General features: G+C 47.0%; 13 protein-coding genes. 1 reads left to right on the top strand and 12 read right to left on the bottom strand.

Features of this window, described 5'->3' with window-relative positions:
* Positions 1-44 precede the first annotated feature (44 nt).
* The 12 genes from cydC to HFD99_RS18710 form a co-directional block, all read right to left on the bottom strand.
* Positions 45-1,847 carry a thiol reductant ABC exporter subunit CydC gene (cydC, locus tag HFD99_RS18655; RefSeq protein ID WP_103042583.1) on the bottom strand — a complete coding sequence of 601 codons (1,803 nt, stop codon included), beginning with the start codon at positions 1,845-1,847 and terminating at the stop codon, positions 45-47.
* The gene (gene cydD / locus HFD99_RS18660) at positions 1,828-3,588 is read right to left on the bottom strand and encodes a thiol reductant ABC exporter subunit CydD (RefSeq protein WP_103042584.1); all 1,761 of its coding nucleotides are present in this window, start codon (positions 3,586-3,588) and stop codon (positions 1,828-1,830) included. Before cydD ends, cydC begins: the two co-directional genes overlap by 20 nt.
* A complete protein-coding gene (cydB, locus tag HFD99_RS18665; RefSeq protein WP_016820336.1) occupies positions 3,588-4,601 on the bottom strand; it encodes a cytochrome d ubiquinol oxidase subunit II in 1,014 nt (337 codons plus the stop codon). The genes cydD and cydB overlap by 1 nt, the downstream gene beginning before the upstream one ends.
* A complete protein-coding gene (locus HFD99_RS18670) occupies positions 4,588-5,994 on the bottom strand; it encodes a cytochrome ubiquinol oxidase subunit I (protein ID WP_103042585.1) in 1,407 nt (468 codons plus the stop codon). The genes cydB and HFD99_RS18670 overlap by 14 nt, the downstream gene beginning before the upstream one ends.
* A 404-nt stretch (positions 5,995-6,398) precedes the next feature.
* A complete protein-coding gene (locus tag HFD99_RS18675; protein WP_031462254.1) occupies positions 6,399-8,048 on the bottom strand; it encodes a response regulator transcription factor in 1,650 nt (549 codons plus the stop codon).
* The gene (locus HFD99_RS18680; RefSeq protein WP_031462255.1) at positions 8,041-9,831 is read right to left on the bottom strand and encodes a cache domain-containing sensor histidine kinase; all 1,791 of its coding nucleotides are present in this window, start codon (positions 9,829-9,831) and stop codon (positions 8,041-8,043) included. The genes HFD99_RS18675 and HFD99_RS18680 overlap by 8 nt, the downstream gene beginning before the upstream one ends.
* Before the next feature lie 125 nt (positions 9,832-9,956).
* Positions 9,957-10,538: a peptide deformylase gene (gene def, locus HFD99_RS18685; protein WP_016820341.1), complete on the bottom strand. Its 582-nt coding sequence runs from the start codon at positions 10,536-10,538 to the stop codon at positions 9,957-9,959.
* Positions 10,539-10,838: 300 nt separating this feature from the next.
* Positions 10,839-11,813, bottom strand: a complete 975-nt coding sequence (locus tag HFD99_RS18690; protein WP_025365858.1) for a polysaccharide pyruvyl transferase family protein — start codon at positions 11,811-11,813, stop codon at positions 10,839-10,841.
* A complete protein-coding gene (locus tag HFD99_RS18695; RefSeq protein ID WP_013373123.1) occupies positions 11,788-13,167 on the bottom strand; it encodes a lipopolysaccharide biosynthesis protein in 1,380 nt (459 codons plus the stop codon). Before HFD99_RS18695 ends, HFD99_RS18690 begins: the two co-directional genes overlap by 26 nt.
* A gap of 73 nt (positions 13,168-13,240) precedes the next feature.
* The gene (locus HFD99_RS18700; RefSeq protein ID WP_019688637.1) at positions 13,241-14,194 is read right to left on the bottom strand and encodes a glycosyltransferase family 2 protein; all 954 of its coding nucleotides are present in this window, start codon (positions 14,192-14,194) and stop codon (positions 13,241-13,243) included.
* A gap of 39 nt (positions 14,195-14,233) precedes the next feature.
* The gene (locus HFD99_RS18705) at positions 14,234-15,175 is read right to left on the bottom strand and encodes a glycosyltransferase family 2 protein (RefSeq protein ID WP_017425545.1); all 942 of its coding nucleotides are present in this window, start codon (positions 15,173-15,175) and stop codon (positions 14,234-14,236) included.
* Positions 15,176-15,379: 204 nt separating this feature from the next.
* Entirely contained in the window at positions 15,380-16,180 is an 801-nt protein-coding gene (locus tag HFD99_RS18710) for a DUF1836 domain-containing protein (protein WP_025365859.1), read from the bottom strand.
* Between the two features lie 224 nt (positions 16,181-16,404).
* Here HFD99_RS18710 and HFD99_RS18715 point away from each other — a divergent pair, with 224 nt between their 5' ends.
* A complete protein-coding gene (locus tag HFD99_RS18715; protein WP_017425547.1) occupies positions 16,405-17,769 on the top strand; it encodes a hemolysin family protein in 1,365 nt (454 codons plus the stop codon).
* Positions 17,770-17,780 lie beyond the last annotated feature (11 nt).

Below are 17,780 nucleotides of genomic sequence, written 5' to 3' on the forward strand. Positions count from 1 at the left end.
CAAAGCTTATAGCAGATGAACCATATTATCCGACACGGTGATCATTACTGTTTTTCCAGACCCGGATGATCCAGCTTATACAGATTACGGTATCGGGTATGATCTCGCCACAGCTCATCATGACTGCCTCGCATGGAGATGGTGCCTTGTTCCATAAAGATCACCTCATCCATATGCTTCATTCCTGTGAGATGATGAGTGATCCAGATCAATGTTTTGCCTTCCAGCACGCGAAACATCGTCTGCATAAGTTCATGCTCCGTCAGCGGATCAAGCCCCACGGTCGGCTCATCCAGCAAAACAATCGGGTGATTTTGCAACAAAATCCGCGCCAGTGCAATGCGCTGTCTTTCTCCACCGGAAAAGCGAAGACCCGTCTCCTGCATTCTTGTATCGTAACCCTCTGGTAAAGAATCAATCAGGGTTCCAAGCCCTACCTGCTCCGTCACTGCACGAACCTCATCCAGCGTGGCGTCGGGTCGTCCCAATCGAATATTGTTTGCTACCGTCGTATCGAACAAATACGGTTGCTGGTTTAGCACCGCAAATAGACTGGAGTATGCTCCACCTGTAAATACAGGCACTCCTGCGACAGTGACGCTGCCTTCATCAGGCTGCAATGCTCCTTGAATCAGATTCAGCAGCGTAGACTTACCCGCACCACTGCGGCCAAGCAATGCAACCTTGCCCCCCTGTGGTACGTGTAGGGAGATATTACGCACACTCCATTCCTGCGTTGCCGCATAGCGGTAGCTTACGTTGTTCAGCAGAAGGTCTCCCCCGTGGCTTAATCGCTGAGCGGTAGCCTGTTCCTTTTTAGTATCTGCTACATCGTCTACTGCTGGTTGTCCTGCATCTGATCCTGCTGCAAGTGCAGATGTACCTTTCTCGGAATCCTTTAGCCGTCGAAGTGAATCCTGATACTCCGGCGCATGAACCACCGCTTCCCCAGCGCGAACGAAAGCATCCAGCAACGGAAAAGTTACTAGCGCAAAGGATGCCAGCCATGTCGCTTCAATGCGACCCTGTGCTACCAGTCCTCCGGCCCACACAGTCATAATTACAATTCCTCCACCTACAAAGCATTGTGCGATCCAATGAGAACACCACTCGTTCCGGCGAAGTGAATTTTCCACCATGGCAGCCCTCTTGTGCCGTTGTGTAAAGGTGCTAAGGAAATGCCCAGTTCGTCCGCTCAGCACCAGATCACTCATGCCGAACAAAGCATCCGTCAGTTCCTGATAAGATTTACTCCGTTCCTGCTTGAACGTACGCCGTTTGGCGAGTGAGGTCCAAAGTGAGATAGCTGGGGCGATAAAAAGCAAAAATCCCCCATATAGCGCCATCAGCAAGGCAAATGTTCCATCCATCCAGCCAAGCGCCAAGATGCCTGTTGCATATATCAGCAAAGCCGATAACGCAGGCAGAACCAGCTTCAGATAGATATTTTGAAGCTGCTCAATATCCTCTGCCAGCAATCCCAATAGATCCCCTGTACGAAATTTGCTGCGAATCATCAGCGCCTGCGGTTCCACTGCCCGATACAAGCGTACCCGCATACGAGACACAAGCCGCAGCGCAGCATCATGACCTACCAAGCGTTCCAGATACTGAATAACGGCTTTACTAAAACCAAACGTTCGCACAAGCACAATGGGCACATACACCATTAATATATTTTCAGGCTTTAAGGCCGAACGAGTAATCAGATGGCCGGACGTAAAGAGCAGCGCGCCTGCACACCCAATGGACAGCGCCCCCAAAAGAGCTGCTGCTAGAAAGACCCAAAAATAGTGTTTCAGATAAGGTAAAAACCAGCCTTGGCTACTATTGTCCGTTGCTCTCATATCGCCCGCCCCCTCCTTCCGACATTCCCGTCAGCAATCTATAATATTCTCCCTTCTGGGCAACCAGTTGCTGATGGGAACCTACCTCTTCCAGACGACCTTGATTCATCATCCAGACACAGTCCATATCCGGCATCCAATGCAGTCGATGGGTGGCAAGAAACATCCTCTTGTGTTTCAATACGGACAAAATGGTCTGTTTTAATTCCCATTCTGTCTCAATATCCAAATGTGCCGTAGGCTCATCCAATAAAATAATCGGACGGTCACTGAGCAAAGCGCGCGCCAAGGCAATCCGCTGCGCCTGTCCTCCGCTCAATGTCCGGCCTGCTTCACCAATAGGCTCATTCAACCCACTCGGAAGACCGTCCACCAGCTCACGCAGTCCAACCGCGTCAATCGCCCACTCTACCTGCTGGTTGGATGCCTCCGGCTCATAAAAGCGAATATTATCTGCCAAAGTAGCGCTAAACAGGTAAGGATGCTGTGGAATATAGGCAATATGCCGCTGCCATTCAGCTTTGGTATCCGCAGATAATCGGCATCCATTAAGGATCACCTCACCTGAAGTCGGGTCAGAAAAGCCGCCAAGCAGACTAAGCAATGTCGTTTTGCCTGCACCACTCGCTCCGACGATGCCGATCATGTTCATGTGCGGTTCAACACTTGCAGACACATGTTCAAGCCGGGTAGAGCCGTCTTCATTCAGTAAACACACATCAGACAGCATAAGGATGTCCTGCCCCGTGATGTCTAATCCTTTATCATTAGCTGTCTGTGCATTCGTCTCCGTCGCTTCTTCTTCTGCACCGAGAATCGAGCGAATCGCTCCCCAAGCCTCTTTACCATCCAATGAGGCGTGATAGTCTGATCCCAACTGGCGTATAGGCATAAAATATTCCGGTGCCAGAATAAGCACCGCAAGCGCTGCCTCCAGTCCCACTGAACCACTAATCAGACGCAGACCCAAGCCTACCGCTACAAAAGCGACCGACAGCATACTGAAAAAATCGAGGGCAAATGAAGAAAGAAACGCTACCCGCAGCGTACGCATCGTGGCTGTACGATACTGGTCGCTGACCTTCCCTACGGTTTCCCCATGCGCCCGACTGCGTCCCAAAAACCTTAGTGTCTGTAGTCCACGCAACGAATCCGTAAAATGATGTGATAACAGACGATAGGAACGCCACTGCTTGTCTGCCTGCTTGCGCGCCGCCAAGCCGAGCAAAATAAAGAAGCCCACCAAAATCGGCATCGTAGTCGTCAAAATCACACCTGAAATCAGATCTAATGTGAAAACATACACAAGTACAAGTAAGGTTACAGCCATCATGTCTATCATACGAGGAATGGATATTTCCAAATAATTGCGAACCCGATCCACGCCATCCAGCGCTAGCGTCACCAACTTGCCGCTTCCTTCCCGCGCAGCAAAACCCGGGCCTCGCTCAAACAAACGCGCAAGCAGACGCTCCCGTAAGGAAGCGCCTGCTGCTTCGGCGAAACAACCGGCTGTCCGGCGTTGCAGCCAGATCATCGTATGCCTCACTGCAAAAGCCGCGAAAAACAACGCCAGCGATGGCCAAGCCATTACTAGGGGATTTTGTTTAAATAAAATCGTAATAGCCTTTGCCAAAAAGATGGCTTGTGCAATTACCGCTGCTCCCTGGAGCAGGGAAAGGGCGGCCAGCAGCAGCATTACTGGCCGAATGCCCTTTAATTCAAACCAGGCTTTATCCATTAGTATTCCAGATGATCCTTTTCACTGAGACGCTTATGGAAAACAAAATAGCTCCACGCCTGATAAGCCAACACAAAGGGTAAAAGCGTTGCTGCAACAATCGTCATGGCTTTCAGTGTGTAATGACTGGAGCTTGCATTATATATCGTCAAATCAAAAGCACTGTTGATCGAGCTCACCATAAATCTTGGGAACAAGCCAACGAATAACGAAACGAAGCTTAGCAAAATGATGACACCGGTCATCCCGAAAGCCCATCCTTCACGGCGCTGCTTCAGGAAATACCATGTTAGCACATAGGCAACCATCCCCACTGCAACCGCAACATACATAAAGGGACCGCGACGTGCAAATAAATCCGTTGCAAAATAAGTCCATACCACCATACCAGCAAGCAAAATCCCCAACACCGGAAGAAATTTGGACGCGATCACACGAGCACGATCCCTTACTTCACCAATCGTCCGCAGAGAAATGAACGTCAGCCCGTGCATAAGGCACATTCCGACCACGGTCAGTCCAATCCATACGGTGTATCCATTGAACACATCCAAGAATCCGGCTTTCAGATCCATGTTTTGCTGAATAGGTACACCCTTCACCAAAGCCGCAAAGGCCATGCCAAACAGCATCGGCGGCAGGAAGCTGCCAATCAGAATGCAAGCATCCCACGTTCCTGTCCACCCTTTCCCTTCGGCCTTGCCACGGAACTCAAAGGAGACTCCTCGCAAGATCAAACCTAGCAAAATAAATACAAATACCAGATAATATCCGCTAAACATCGTTGCATAAAAATGCGGAAAAGCGGCAAACATCGCACCTGCTGCTGTAATCAGCCACACTTCGTTGGCATCCCAGAATGGACCAATCGTATTGATCATCAAACGTTTTTGTTGGTCATTACGCGGCACTAATCCCGTAGCCATCCCTACGCCAAAATCAAAGCCCTCTAGAAAAAAGAAGCCTGTAAACAGCACAGCGATCAATAAGAACCATAAATCATTTAACGACAATGCTGTCACCCCCTTGAGCAAATGGATCATGAATTACCGTATGCTGATGCGGCTCCATATCTGGGCCTTTACGAGCGGTACGAGCAAACAGGAATGCCAATACACCCGTTAAAATGAGATACAACGTCGTAAATGCAATCAGTGAGAACAACACTTCTCCTGCTACAACGGTAGGTGAAACAGAATCTTTTGTTTGCAGCAAACCAAATACAGTCCACGGCTGACGTCCCATTTCTGTCATGATCCAGCCCGCGGTATTGCCAATGAATGGGAGCGATATCCCCCACAGCATAAGATGGAAGAACCAACGATGGGAGCCCTCCAATTTTTGTCGAAAACTCAGATAAGCTCCGTACAGAGCAAGTGCAATCATGGCACAGCCTGCCGCAATCATAATGCGGAAGCTCCAGAAGGTCGTACGGACAGGCGGAATATAATCACCCGGACCGTAGGTCTTTTCATACTGTGCTTGAAGCTCCTTCATACCAGGCACAGAGCCGGAAAACTTGCTATACGACAGAAAGCTCAGTGCAAACGGAACCTTAATCTCAAAGGTATTTTCCTGCTTATCAGGATCAATATTGGCAATAATCGTCCAAGGCGCTGGATCGCCACTGTCTCCCCACAGAGCTTCACTGGCTGCCATCTTCATGGGCTGTGTTTTGATCAAATATTGAGCCTGTCCATGACCAAACAAAGGAATAGCAATGGCACAGATTAATGCAACAATAATGCTCAATTTAAAAGAAGGTTTAAAGAAGTCCATATTCTTTTTATGCATCAGCTTCCAAGCACTAATCCCAGCTACGAGGAAAGCTCCAGTTGCAATAGCAGCAAAGATGGTGTGAGGATACTCCCACAAAAGCTGCTCGTTCGTTAACAAAGCAGCAAAATCTTGCATTTCTGCACGGCCATTTACAACCCCATATCCTACGGGACGTTGCATGAATGAATTAGCAGCCAAAATCCACAAAGCCGAGAGCATCGTACCAATCGCTACTAGCCACATGCAAACTAAATGGACAGTTTTGGATAGTCTTTCCCAGCCGAATACCCATAGGCCGATAAAGGTTGATTCCAGAAAAAATGCAAGCAATGCTTCAATCGCTAGCGGTGTACCAAATACATCACCGACAAAACGGGAAAAGTCCGACCAATTCATTCCGAACTGGAACTCCTGCAAAATTCCGGTAACTACGCCCAGCGCAAAGTTAATCAGCAGAAACGTTCCCCAGAATTGAGCCATTTTTTTGTACAAGTCTTTTTTCTTGATAACATACATAGTCTCCATAATTGCCACCAACAATGACAATCCAATGGAGATTGGCACATAAACAAAATGAAGAATCGTAGTGGTTGCAAACTGCAACCGTGCCAAATCCAATACGTCCATGATGCTGCTCCTCCTCTGTACTTCCCTTAACAATGATTTAATGTTTGTGATCTGAAGTCTTTTATATTTGTGATTGTATTCACATTGTTACATATGAAACCGTCACTTTTTTAGGAAATGACTCACTTAGCTAACTTCCCCATGGTTGCCATAACCGGGCTTCAGATTATCCCCATTATATAGAATAAATTTAAATGAAATAGAATCAAAAATGTGAACATCGTGTCAAAGTTGTGTCATAACGATGGCATTTTTATGAAAATGCCCTAAAATCCATAATCAATGTGACATTTTCTATTGATTCGTCTTTTTTCAATATATAAAAAAAGAGCCTCTCTTCATGCGGAGGATATACCTCCGACATCTGCAAGAGAGACTTCATAACGTTAAACCTAGGGAATCGATCAACAGCCATCTGTTCCTCCGTTCTTTTGGACCTGATTACGGTAGGAGGAAGGTGACATTCCAACATACTTTTTAAATTTACTATGAAAATAATCTGCATTCGCATATCCCACACGGCCCGCCACTTGGTGTACCTTAATCCCCTGTGCAAGCAATTCCCTTGCTCGCTCAATCCTTACCTTATCCAGGTAGGCATTAAAAGCCTCGCCTGTATGACTTTTGAACAGTTTGCCCAAATACCCACTATTGTAATTGAACATATCTGCCAGTAACTCCAGTCGCAAATTTTCATCATAATGACCATGTATAAAGTCAATCATTTGCTTCATGATGATCTCCTTGCCACCCGTATCAGTCTGGCCAATCCACTGCAACACATGTTCGAGCGAGTGATCCACCAGCTCGCCCAATGTTGAATAGGCATATACATTGGTAATCAAGTTGGAATGCTCCTCCAGCACGGTCCGGCTGTGTTCCTGTCCAGCTGCATATTTGTTCAGTGCGAGTGTGAACGTCTGAGCGAAGGCCGCCTTAATTGCAGATTCTGTACGATAAATCTGGGGAAATTGGACTTCCATGTCCTTAATGACACGGGTCGCCGCTTTACCATTAGCCATATCCAGCGCGTAGTACAGCTTTTCTGCATAACGCATGGGATCATCTGATGCTCTGTCAGACGCTTCATCCATTTCAGCAGGGACTGTCTCCCATTCATGTAGGTCGCCGGGAAGCATGACTCTTTCTGCCCGGAACAAAAACGTACGCTCCAATAATCGTAACGCCTGCTCAAAAGATTTGGGGATCTCCTTAAGAATGTCTACCGGAGCGCCGGCAGCCCCATAGATTTCATTTACCCACGGTTTTAGCTCCTGTCGCCATGCAGCCAGCAACTGAACAGCATCTTTTTCCGTTTTTAACATGGCGGGAAGCAATAGGCCCGTATATATTCCAGCCTCAAACACAATGCCTCTACCCTGCTCACGACACAATTCGGCCAGCCGCTGCTTTGCTGCCAACTGCCGGGCTTGCCGATCCCAGTCAGGTATACGCAAATCCAGCAGAATCACCTGATAGCTACTCCAGTCCAAGGCTGGTAACGCTGGCTGTTGTCCGTGTTTTCCACCGCCGTTTTGGTGTTCAGCCTGCTTGGATGCACGATGGCTGGGTTCTACAGCATTACGAGCATGTTCTCCATGAACCGGAAACAGCAATGCTTCGATCCAATCGCGCTCATGCGAAGACGGACTCCCCCACTTTCCATCTCCCTTTTCGTTTTCAATGCTTTGCCGTACTCGCTTTAGCTCCAGCGTCATTTCTTCCTCATCAACGGGCTTCAATAAATAACCATCCACCCCGAATCCCATGGCTTGCCTAGCATAATTAAAGTCTGCATATCCGCTTAAAATGAGAAAGTGATACGGCTCCCCATTCATTTGGCGTATGCTTTGTATAACCTCCAACCCACTCATCCCAGGCATACGAATATCTACAATGACCAGTTCCGGTCGATGCTCTCCGAACTTTTCCAAAGCCTCGCGTCCGTTCTCAGCCGTATCGACGATGCGAAAGCCACAATCTCCCCAGTCAATAATGGAAGACAGTCCTTCACGGATCGCAGGCTCATCATCTACAATCATCGCTTTATACATTCGGCGCTTCCTCCCTTGGTATGGAAAAGTATACGGTTGTTCCTACCTGTAATGCGCTTTCAATATGCAGACCATAACGTTCACCATACATCAATGTCAGACGTTGATGAACATTGCGTAGACCAATACTGCTCCCTTCCGGCTCCTCCGCACCCGTGATCCGATCCAACAGACGGGTCAGTTGCTCTTCCTCCATGCCAATTCCATCATCAGCCACTTTAATGTGCAGCTCTCTTTGTTCTATTGTGATATCTACCTTTACGGTAACTGGTTCTTCCTTATTTTCTAGGCCATGAATGACTGCATTTTCCACTAACGGTTGTATGATTAAGGGAGGAATCGACATGTCCTTCGCGCTTTCTTCCAAATTCACTTCATAGACCAAACGATTTCCAAACCTGAACTGCTGAATTTGCAAATAGGATCGCACCATATCCAGCTCCTGTAATACGGTTGTTTTACCACTGCCAATCTCCAGATTCCTGCGCATCAGCCTGCCAAGCAAACGAACCGTCGTTGCTATCTCCGCTTCCCCATTCAGGTGTGCTTTCATTCGAATGGATTCTAAGGCGTTAAACAGAAAATGCGGATTAATTTGGCTTGCCATCATTTTTAACTTGATATCCTTTTGTGCCAATTCAAGCTTATTATTATGCTCACTCGTCTCATAGACCTGGGCCATAAGCTGGCGGATACTGCTCACCATATAGTTGAAACGGCGGGATAAATCACCGATCTCGTCCCTTCCCTCCACACTTGATACCACATGAAAATCACCCGCAGCTACCTGACCCAGCTCATAGCTCAGCCGCTGAAGCCGTTTGGTAATAAGCCAGGAAATGATGGTAATCAGAATCAGCGCCATGATGAGTACCGCTAGTACACATAATGCACCAATCAGGCTGACCCGGTTTGCCCCCTGCACGATATGTTCCGTTGAAAACACCGAAATAATCGTCAATCCGCTCACACTTGAGGTTGGCAGCAGCTCATCCACAATAATGTTCGAGGGGGTTCCGTTAATTTTTGCTTCATATATCCCCTTACCTGCACGCTGGACATCAAAGCCTAAATGTAAATCCGTCAACGTCCGACCTACTGACTGCGGATGGGTAGCTGCGACCACAATTCCGTTACGATCCGTAATCAAGGTTTCAAAGGGCTCCTTGCTCAGCATATGATTCAACTCGGTCTGACTCAGTGCAATCATCAGAACTCCCTTAGAATTGTATTCGGGAAAAGGAATTTGCCGTACCAGGCTGAGGCGATTAACTGGGTTATCCTCCTTATCCTGAATGTAAAACCAGTTAATCGCCGTCCCCTTCAAAGCCTCCTGGAACCACGGCTGCCGCTCAATGTTAGCGTCCACAGGAATAAACTCCAGATTGTTGACCAACGTCGGATTGTAAGAATAGAACCGGATAGTAGCAACCTCTCTATATTGCTGGGTGTACTCATTAAAATCCTTGTACTGATGGTACGCATTCATGAGCTCCACCATGCCGGGATAACGGCGGTTCGCCATCTCCTTTAGCCTTTTATCGAACATTAGCCCATTTGAAATATCTGTTGGTACACGTAATAAATTTGCTGTCTGGCTCTTAATCTTTTCCACATTATTTACCGTCTGGGCAATCGCACTGTCCAGTGCCTGCTCCCGCAAATAAAAAATAACGCAGCCGCCCACCAACAGCACTGGGATCATGACAATCAGTACGTAGGAGAAGAGCAACTTATTCCGCATACGCATATTATTCATCAGATGCCTTACTCCACGATACATGCCATCCCTCCTGTGAGATAAGCGCTTACATGTTTTCAGTTTAAAGCTTCACAACATTTATATCCATATTTTCTTGCCAAATAAAAAGGTGGTGAACGGAGTCACCACACTTTACGGATCACGAACTATTTACGTACAAAAGGTTCGATATGCACTCCCTGTGGCAGCTTATACGGATCTTCCGGGTTGATACGGTCATAGAACATAATGCCATCCAGATGGTCCATTTCATGCTGCACGACAATCGCTGCATAACCCTTAAACGTTAACAGTTCCTGAGTTCCGTCCGGTAAATTGGCCTTGATGCGAATCTTCTCGTAACGTGGTACATATCCGGGTATGTACCGATCTACAGACAAGCATCCCTCACCCTGTTCCAAGTAAATCATGGATGTAGAGTGACTGACCAGCTTCGGATTAAATAGGCCATATTCTACCGTTTTGTCTCCATCTTCATAATAAATAGCACACATTCTTTTATTCAACCCAACCTGGTTGGCGGATAGCCCTACACCCGGGCGCAGCTCATAGCGGGTGGCCAGCTCTTCATTTTGGCTATTTTTCAGGTAATCCAGCATCCATTGCATCTGTTGAAGATCCTCTTCAGACAGCGGCAGACATACCGGATCAACCTTTGTGCGCAAAATCGGTTCCCCTTCACGCACGATATCCTTCGTGAGAAGCATGTCCATCGATTGATTGCTCATTCGTCAGCCTCGATTCATTTAAATAAATATTACGATCATGTGATGTACAGCAAAAGCTGGAGAATTCCCCGCTTTTCTGCAAGTTTTATCCCATAAATTATATCTATTCATGAAATGAATTGTCAAAATAGAGCGGTATGGGAGAGAGAAGCCATGATGCGCCCTCTCTATATAAAGCCATTAAATATTCACTGCCTTAATTGTTTATCTAATTAAATTATACTTATGTTCTTATAGCACTGAACCAAAAACCTCCTAAACTGAAGTGTTCAGGAGGTTTTTACATAGCTTTTCTTACGATTAAGACGGTTGCTCTAATGCTTCGGGTGCTTCACTGAACAGCTTCGCCTTCGGATTCGGCTGTGTCCAGGTATTATAATATTGCGAATTCTTGCCGTAAGAATTATCGATGACAACATGCGGCATATCAAGCAGGCAGGCCAGAATATGACCATGCAGCCGTGAAGTGCGAACCTCGCGGTAAGAGCTGAACAGCGTAACCGCCTTGTTCATGAGATGGTCGGTGTACTTGTACCAGAATGTACGCGTAGGCAACGGGCCGCCGATTTTCTTATTCAGACGGTAAAACTTTTGGAAATAGACAATCCCCTTCACTTCCAGCGGAGTGAATAAAGTATCCCAGTCCAGACGGTGAGAGGCATCAGCCTCGTCATCGAATTTCTTTTGTCCTCCTACCGTTTCAATATCTGTACGCAGGAAGTACAATACGTCCTTCACGGTTTCCGTAGTCGGCTTCAATGGCCAAAGCTGGTGTGCCATATCTGGACATAATGTGATACTGCACTGGTTCAGTTTATCCTTAGCCCACTGATAAGAGCGTGTATCCCGCACAAACATATGTAGATCCGGGTGGGCATTAAACAGAGCCGCCACCTCATTAGCCTTCTGTTCAGACTGGAAGTGGATCGTCTGCGGCATGATTACAATTCGGTGGTTAGGGAAATCACGAACGATGCGTTCCCGCAAATTTTGGTGATTTGAATATAGATCGCCAAAGTTGCCACCGCCGTGGCATACGATAATCCAGTCGCCCGGAATATGAAGCTGATCGGGAATATCCATGGCGCTATAACGGGCACGGACACGAATGCCATTATCCTTAAAGAACGCTTCGGTGCCTTTCATGATCAGTACGTCCCCACCGTTATTATAGACGGGATAATCGACATAAATAATGTTCGAACCTTGAGGGACTACGTCGAGAATGACGCTCAGCTTATTTTTCAGTTTAGCCATGGGATGCGAATTCGGCATCTTTCAGTTCTCCCTTCCTGCGCTTCTTTTGTATAGTCTGCAAGACAAATGTAATATCACTTTTATCAAAAATGATCCGGGATAGCGGAACATTGAAAAACATTGGGAACGAGAACAGCGAGAACGCCAACCGTACACAAGCACCTACAAGCAAAGCAATAGCAATGCCGTCCAGACCGAAGATCGGTGTACAAATAAAAAACAGACCGACGGTGATCGCATAGGCCACAATTTGCCGGAACAATACCAGTCCCGGACGACCGAGTGCGTTAAAAGCCGAAGCCAGAATCCATGAGCCACCACCGATAATACATTCCAGTGATAGCAGGTAGAACGTTAGCGATGCTTCCAGAAAAGCGGGCCCGTACAGCAAACCCAGCATGTATCGACCAATAAAGAGAGCTGGCACAATGACGATGAGCATCGCAGCCATGGAGATGCGAAAAGCACGACCCACCGTTTCGACAATTTTGCTGTGTTCCATCCCTGTCACTTTCGGGAAGGTTACATTAGTGACGGCATTTTGCACCACATTGAACACACGGGACAAGGCGTAGACAACAGAGTACAGACCGAACGCTTTGGGTGACAGCAGCGCCACAATGACGATTTTGTCCGTTTGTGTGGACAGCGTTCCCATCAACTCCATCCCATACACCCGCGCTCCATAGCTATAATAAGGGCGCAGCACTTGGCGGCTGGTCAACGGACGAAATGCGCGTAGGTTCATATGCTTGCGCAATCGGAGGAACGCCCACATGAGCGCAAGGAAACTCGCGGCAAAATTCACTGCCCCCGCCAGTTGCACATTGAGTAAGCCCATCAGCCACAGGGTCACTAGACCGATGAAATTCAGTAACGGATAGTAAAACAGCAGGCCGTTATATACGCTAAACCGATCCAGTCCTTGCGATAATGCCGTCGTAAGTGCTGTAAGCACAGCTAACGGTACTGCTGCCGCACAATAAATCTGCGACAGTTGGATAATGTCTGCACCATAGCCATTCAGCCACAGCGGCATACATATCCAGGCCACCGCTCCCGCCAACAGACTGGCAGGCAACTGAATCCAGAGCGACAACGCCAGCAGTTCTTCCGTCGTGCCTGTTTTCTTCTTAAGGTTATAAATTAACGAGGTTGGCAAGCCGAAGCTCAATACACTGCCGATCAGCGTAGGCCAGAACAGAACAGCCGCCAGTTCACCTTTCCCCTCTACTCCGAGCATACGTGCGGTCAGGATGGAAGTCAGGGTCGTGACGATTAGCACAAAAAAATTGTTAAAGCTCGTGCGCATGATCGTTTTGGCGAGACTGTCACCCGTGAATACTTTCCTTGCTGCTGTCCATGTGCTCATGTTACGTCCAACTCCTGTTCCTTATTAAGCCTCTCGTCTCTATGCTCACATCGCGTCTTTTGACGCACCTCCATCAGCCTACCGTTTTTTTGGAATTGCGTTCAGACAACTGTCCTCCGCTAACAGGCTCCTTCGTACTTGAGAAAATCTCTTTCAGTGCTCTTCTATAGCCTTGAATGGCTTTATGATTTTTTTTGGGTCTCTCCCTTAAAATCTGATACAACGTCGTCCAATATAGTGCTGCATAACCGATCGGCCCAGATCCCTCGTCACGTAGTAGATGAATATGATTCATCACCCGCATATAAGTAACCTGTTCCATATTGTCGCGCGAGGACGGCGATTCATGGTGAAGCAGCGTAAGGGCCGGATTAATATACAATGGACCGCTTTTCATGGCGATACGGGAAAGTAATAAATCCTCGCCGACGCTATAGCTTTGCAACCAAGGTACCGGCTCCAGACTTAGAATCGCATCACGGCGAAATGACATATTACAACCATGAAAAAACTGGGTCTTAAACGTCTTCTTGGCCTTATGCCAGTTGTACATCGAGCCGGATTGACCGCTGAGGGACAATCTCCCTTTGGACAAAGATTGCTGGAACGAAAGCAAGCAGCGAATTGTACCCATGAAGCTGTTACTCATTCCCTGTGCTATGCCGCCAACACCAACTGCCTGCGGGTACGCCTCATAGGTGCGTATTAACTCATTCAAGTAGTTACTCGGCAGCTCAACATCATCGTCAAGGAACAAAATGATGTCACCTTGCGCAAGCTCCACCGTCTTTACACGTGATAACCATAGTCCGGGCTGCTCCTTACGATGATATCGGTAGGCAATTCCCGCTCTGCTCAACTGATGCTCATAACGTTCCAGCACATGCTTTGGCAGTTTTCCGTCATCAATAATCCACAGCTCGGTTTCACATGCCTCTGGTGCTCCCCCCATGGCAATTGAATTGATGCATCGGGTCAGATCGTCAACCCGATTGCGGGTGCACAGAGCAATGGACAAGCTTAACATCATACTCCCCCTTTATCCTGTCAATGTGTATTAAGCAGATTACTGAACCGCCGGGCCTAAATATTCGTTATATTTTTGCTTACGCGGGTTCAGAATGAACAACACCCCCTGCTTGTATCCATCTGCTGCGTTAAAATTACGGCGCAGCGTTTCTTTGAGCATCAAGTAGGTTAAGGTCCATAAAAGAGCTCCATACTGGATAAATCCTGCCTTTTTCAGGGCAAGAAAATAATAGTGGTTAATCGCTGTGGCCTTGGCTACTTTGCCCGCCTTATCGCGCGAGCTTGGAGATTCATGATGGATGATCATTAAGTCGGGATTAATCACCAGTTTGCCGTAACGACTCGCTAACTGGCACATGTACAAATCGTCAGCCACCGCATAGCTGGTCATCCACGGATACGGCTTCATGTCCCGAAGCGCATCCCTCCGAAATGACATATTGCAGCCATGGAAAAATTCAGTGTCAAAAGTCTCGGTTGCTTCGCTCCAACGCAGCAAAGAACCTGCCAGACTACTGGGCGAGAGCTTGCCAAGGGAAGAAGACATCTGAAAAGTCAAAACGCCAAGCAGCTTTCCTGCCCGGCTTGAATGTAGTCCCTTTGCAATCCCTCCAACACCTACAATCGTGTCATCCTGTTCGTAGGTATCGAGCAAGCGCCGGATATAGAGTTTATCGTCCAGTTCGGCATCATCGTCAAAATACAGCACAATATCATACCGTACGAGAGACAAGGCCTCATAGCGGGATAACCAAACGCCGGGACGACTTTTTTTATAATATTTGAGAACACCTTGAGGCAATCCGGACACCATGTGACGGTACTGTTCAATCTGTTGGTCGGAAATATCGCCGTCATCAACAATCAGCAGTTCTACAGCTGTATGCTCCAATTGTTGCTGTGCAGCAATAGATTGTATACAGCGTGTCAGGTCTTCGATCCGGTTGCGGGTACAAATGATGATGGAGACATCGGACATGCCATTACCTCCTGTGTGTGTATCCAGATGCTTTGGAAGAGATATTCAAAGTTTTTCCAATTGCTGGATTATATATGTTTATTGTATCTTTGACAGCGTTTGAGTGTATATACCTCTTTTGTATACTTTTTCAGTCTCCAAAAGGGTAGACAATCCTCAAAAAAGAGCAAAAAAATAGGATCGGCTTCTTATGCCAATCCTAATCTACCCTTGAAAATCCAAAAATAATGTGGCATTCACATATCGACGTGCCATCGACAAAAAATAACTATTTTGCACCGATACCGCTGCCACCAGCAAAGTATTACGCACTGCTTCACACTGGTTAGGGGTCAAATGCTGCAAACGACAAGTATATTGATCTGCGGCTTGTACCAGCAGTTCTTCTGTCGCAGCTTCCTGACGTTTCTGTCCTGTAGCAGAATTTCCGTTGTCTTTTGCATACCCTGCTCCTGCCACATCAAGCAGTTGGTCTCCGTTCGCATCCAGCTCTTCAAATAAAGTTGAATATGCAGCGTACAAATCGACCGGCTGAATCAGATCATCCGTATCATCTTCTGGCTGTTGGAACAGGATATAAAATAGCTGACGGATAGATTCAAAATCAAGACATGATTTTAAATCTTCCACGATGAGCAATATAGCAGCCTGGTTGACTGAGTATTTTTTGCCGATTTTCGGAGCGCCGAGGAACTCCTTGAAATCACGTTTGACCCAATTTTGCATAGAGGCCAGTGAGACATGGCTATATTCCACCAGTTGGCCTAAAGAAACGATCTCCTGCAGCGAAAAGGCTGCGCTGTGCTTGCCCTTGATGATTTTATCCAGCACAGGCGTCACTTCGGTATATAGAAATGTCGGCATGGTACTACCGGAACGGGCAAGATGGCTATGAGTGCGCCTCCAGGCGTCCTGAAGAACAGCCAAAGGCTGCAATTCGCTGCGGCCTTCCATGGCCAGCAACAAATGGGCCATATCACGGCGAGTGAGGGTAAAAGACTCCATCTGCTTTCCTCCCTTTATTACATTTCAAGTTCATTCGAACTCATCATACGCCCTTAAACTAGGCTTGTAAAGTGAAGCAATGAGCCGTGCGGGTACTATTATGCCTTATTTTTCGTGTAAATTAGAGGTAGGTGACCTGCTACGATTCCATATGAACCTTGTATATTTTCTTTTAAGTTCTTAAAATAAGTTCAAGTGAACTCAAAATAGAGTTCCTTAAAAAATTGAACGAAAAAGGGATGAGTGAAAATTATATGGGTATAGGTGTCAGTCTATTTTTGTTTGCGGTGTTGATTTTATTTAGTGCTTTCTTCGTGGCTACCGAGTTTGCGATTATTAAAATCCGTTCCAGCCGGGTAGATCAGCTGGTGGTGGAGAACCGTAAAAACGCACTGGCGCTACAAAAAGTCGTCAATAATCTGGACGGCTACCTGTCTGCCTGTCAGCTTGGTATTACGATTACAGCGTTAGGACTCGGTTGGCTCGGTGAACCAACTGTAGTCAAACTGCTGGAGCCTCTCTTTCAACAGCTCAACATCAATGGGGAGTTTTCACATATCCTGGCCTTTATTATTTCATTTGTCATTGTAACTTACCTGCACGTGGTGATCGGCGAACTGGCTCCCAAAACATTGGCGATCCGCAAAGCGGAAGCTGTCAGCCTGTTAACCTCTCCAGTCATCGTGTGGTTTAACCGGATTATGTATCCGTTTATTTGGCTCCTTAACGGCTCGGCCAATCGCCTGGTTCGTCTGTTCGGTCTTCAACCGGCTACTGAGCATGAAGAAGCGCACTCTCAGGAAGAAATTCAGATCATTTTGTCCGAAAGCGTGGAAAGTGGTAAGATCAATAACACCGAATATGGCTACGTAAATCGTATCTTCGCTTTTGACGAGACCGTTGCCAAAGAAATTATGGTGCCACGTACAGATATGGTATGCTTGTTTACGAATCGCTCGCTCAAAGAAAACATGCAGACTATTCACGAAGAACAGTATACCCGTTTTCCGGTAGCGACAGACAGCAAGGATCAGATCATTGGTATGATTAATACCAAGCAGCTATTCCTTGAGTATGATCGCAATCCCGAGCTTGTTTTCGATAGCCTGATTCAACCGATCTTGACCGTTCCGGAAGTTATTCCCGTCAACACGCTGTTGAAACGTATGCAGAAGGAGCAGGTTCATATCGCTCTCCTGGTCGATGAATATGGTGGAACCTCTGGTCTGATTACCATTGAGGACATTCTGGAGGAGATTGTTGGCGAAATTCGGGATGAATTTGATAAGGATGAACGGAAGGAAATCGAGAAACTGACGGAGAACAGTTATTTGATGGATGGTAAAGTGATGCTTTCCGATCTGAGTGATCTGACGGGCTTGACATTGGACGATGAAGACGTGGATACTGTCGGAGGGTGGGTGTATAGCCGGGTTCCGGAACCGAGACAGGGCAAGGAATTCATAGAAGATGATGTGAAATTTATCATTCGTGAAATGGGTAAAAATCGTATTCGTCGGGTGGAAATTATTTTACACCACAAATCCCCGATCTCGGAAATGGAGTCGGACACTTCTTCCCAGGAGTGAACTTTGTGATC

It is taken from the genome of Paenibacillus sp. EKM301P (assembly GCF_011800295.1).
GTDB lineage: Bacteria > Bacillota > Bacilli > Paenibacillales > Paenibacillaceae > Paenibacillus > Paenibacillus polymyxa.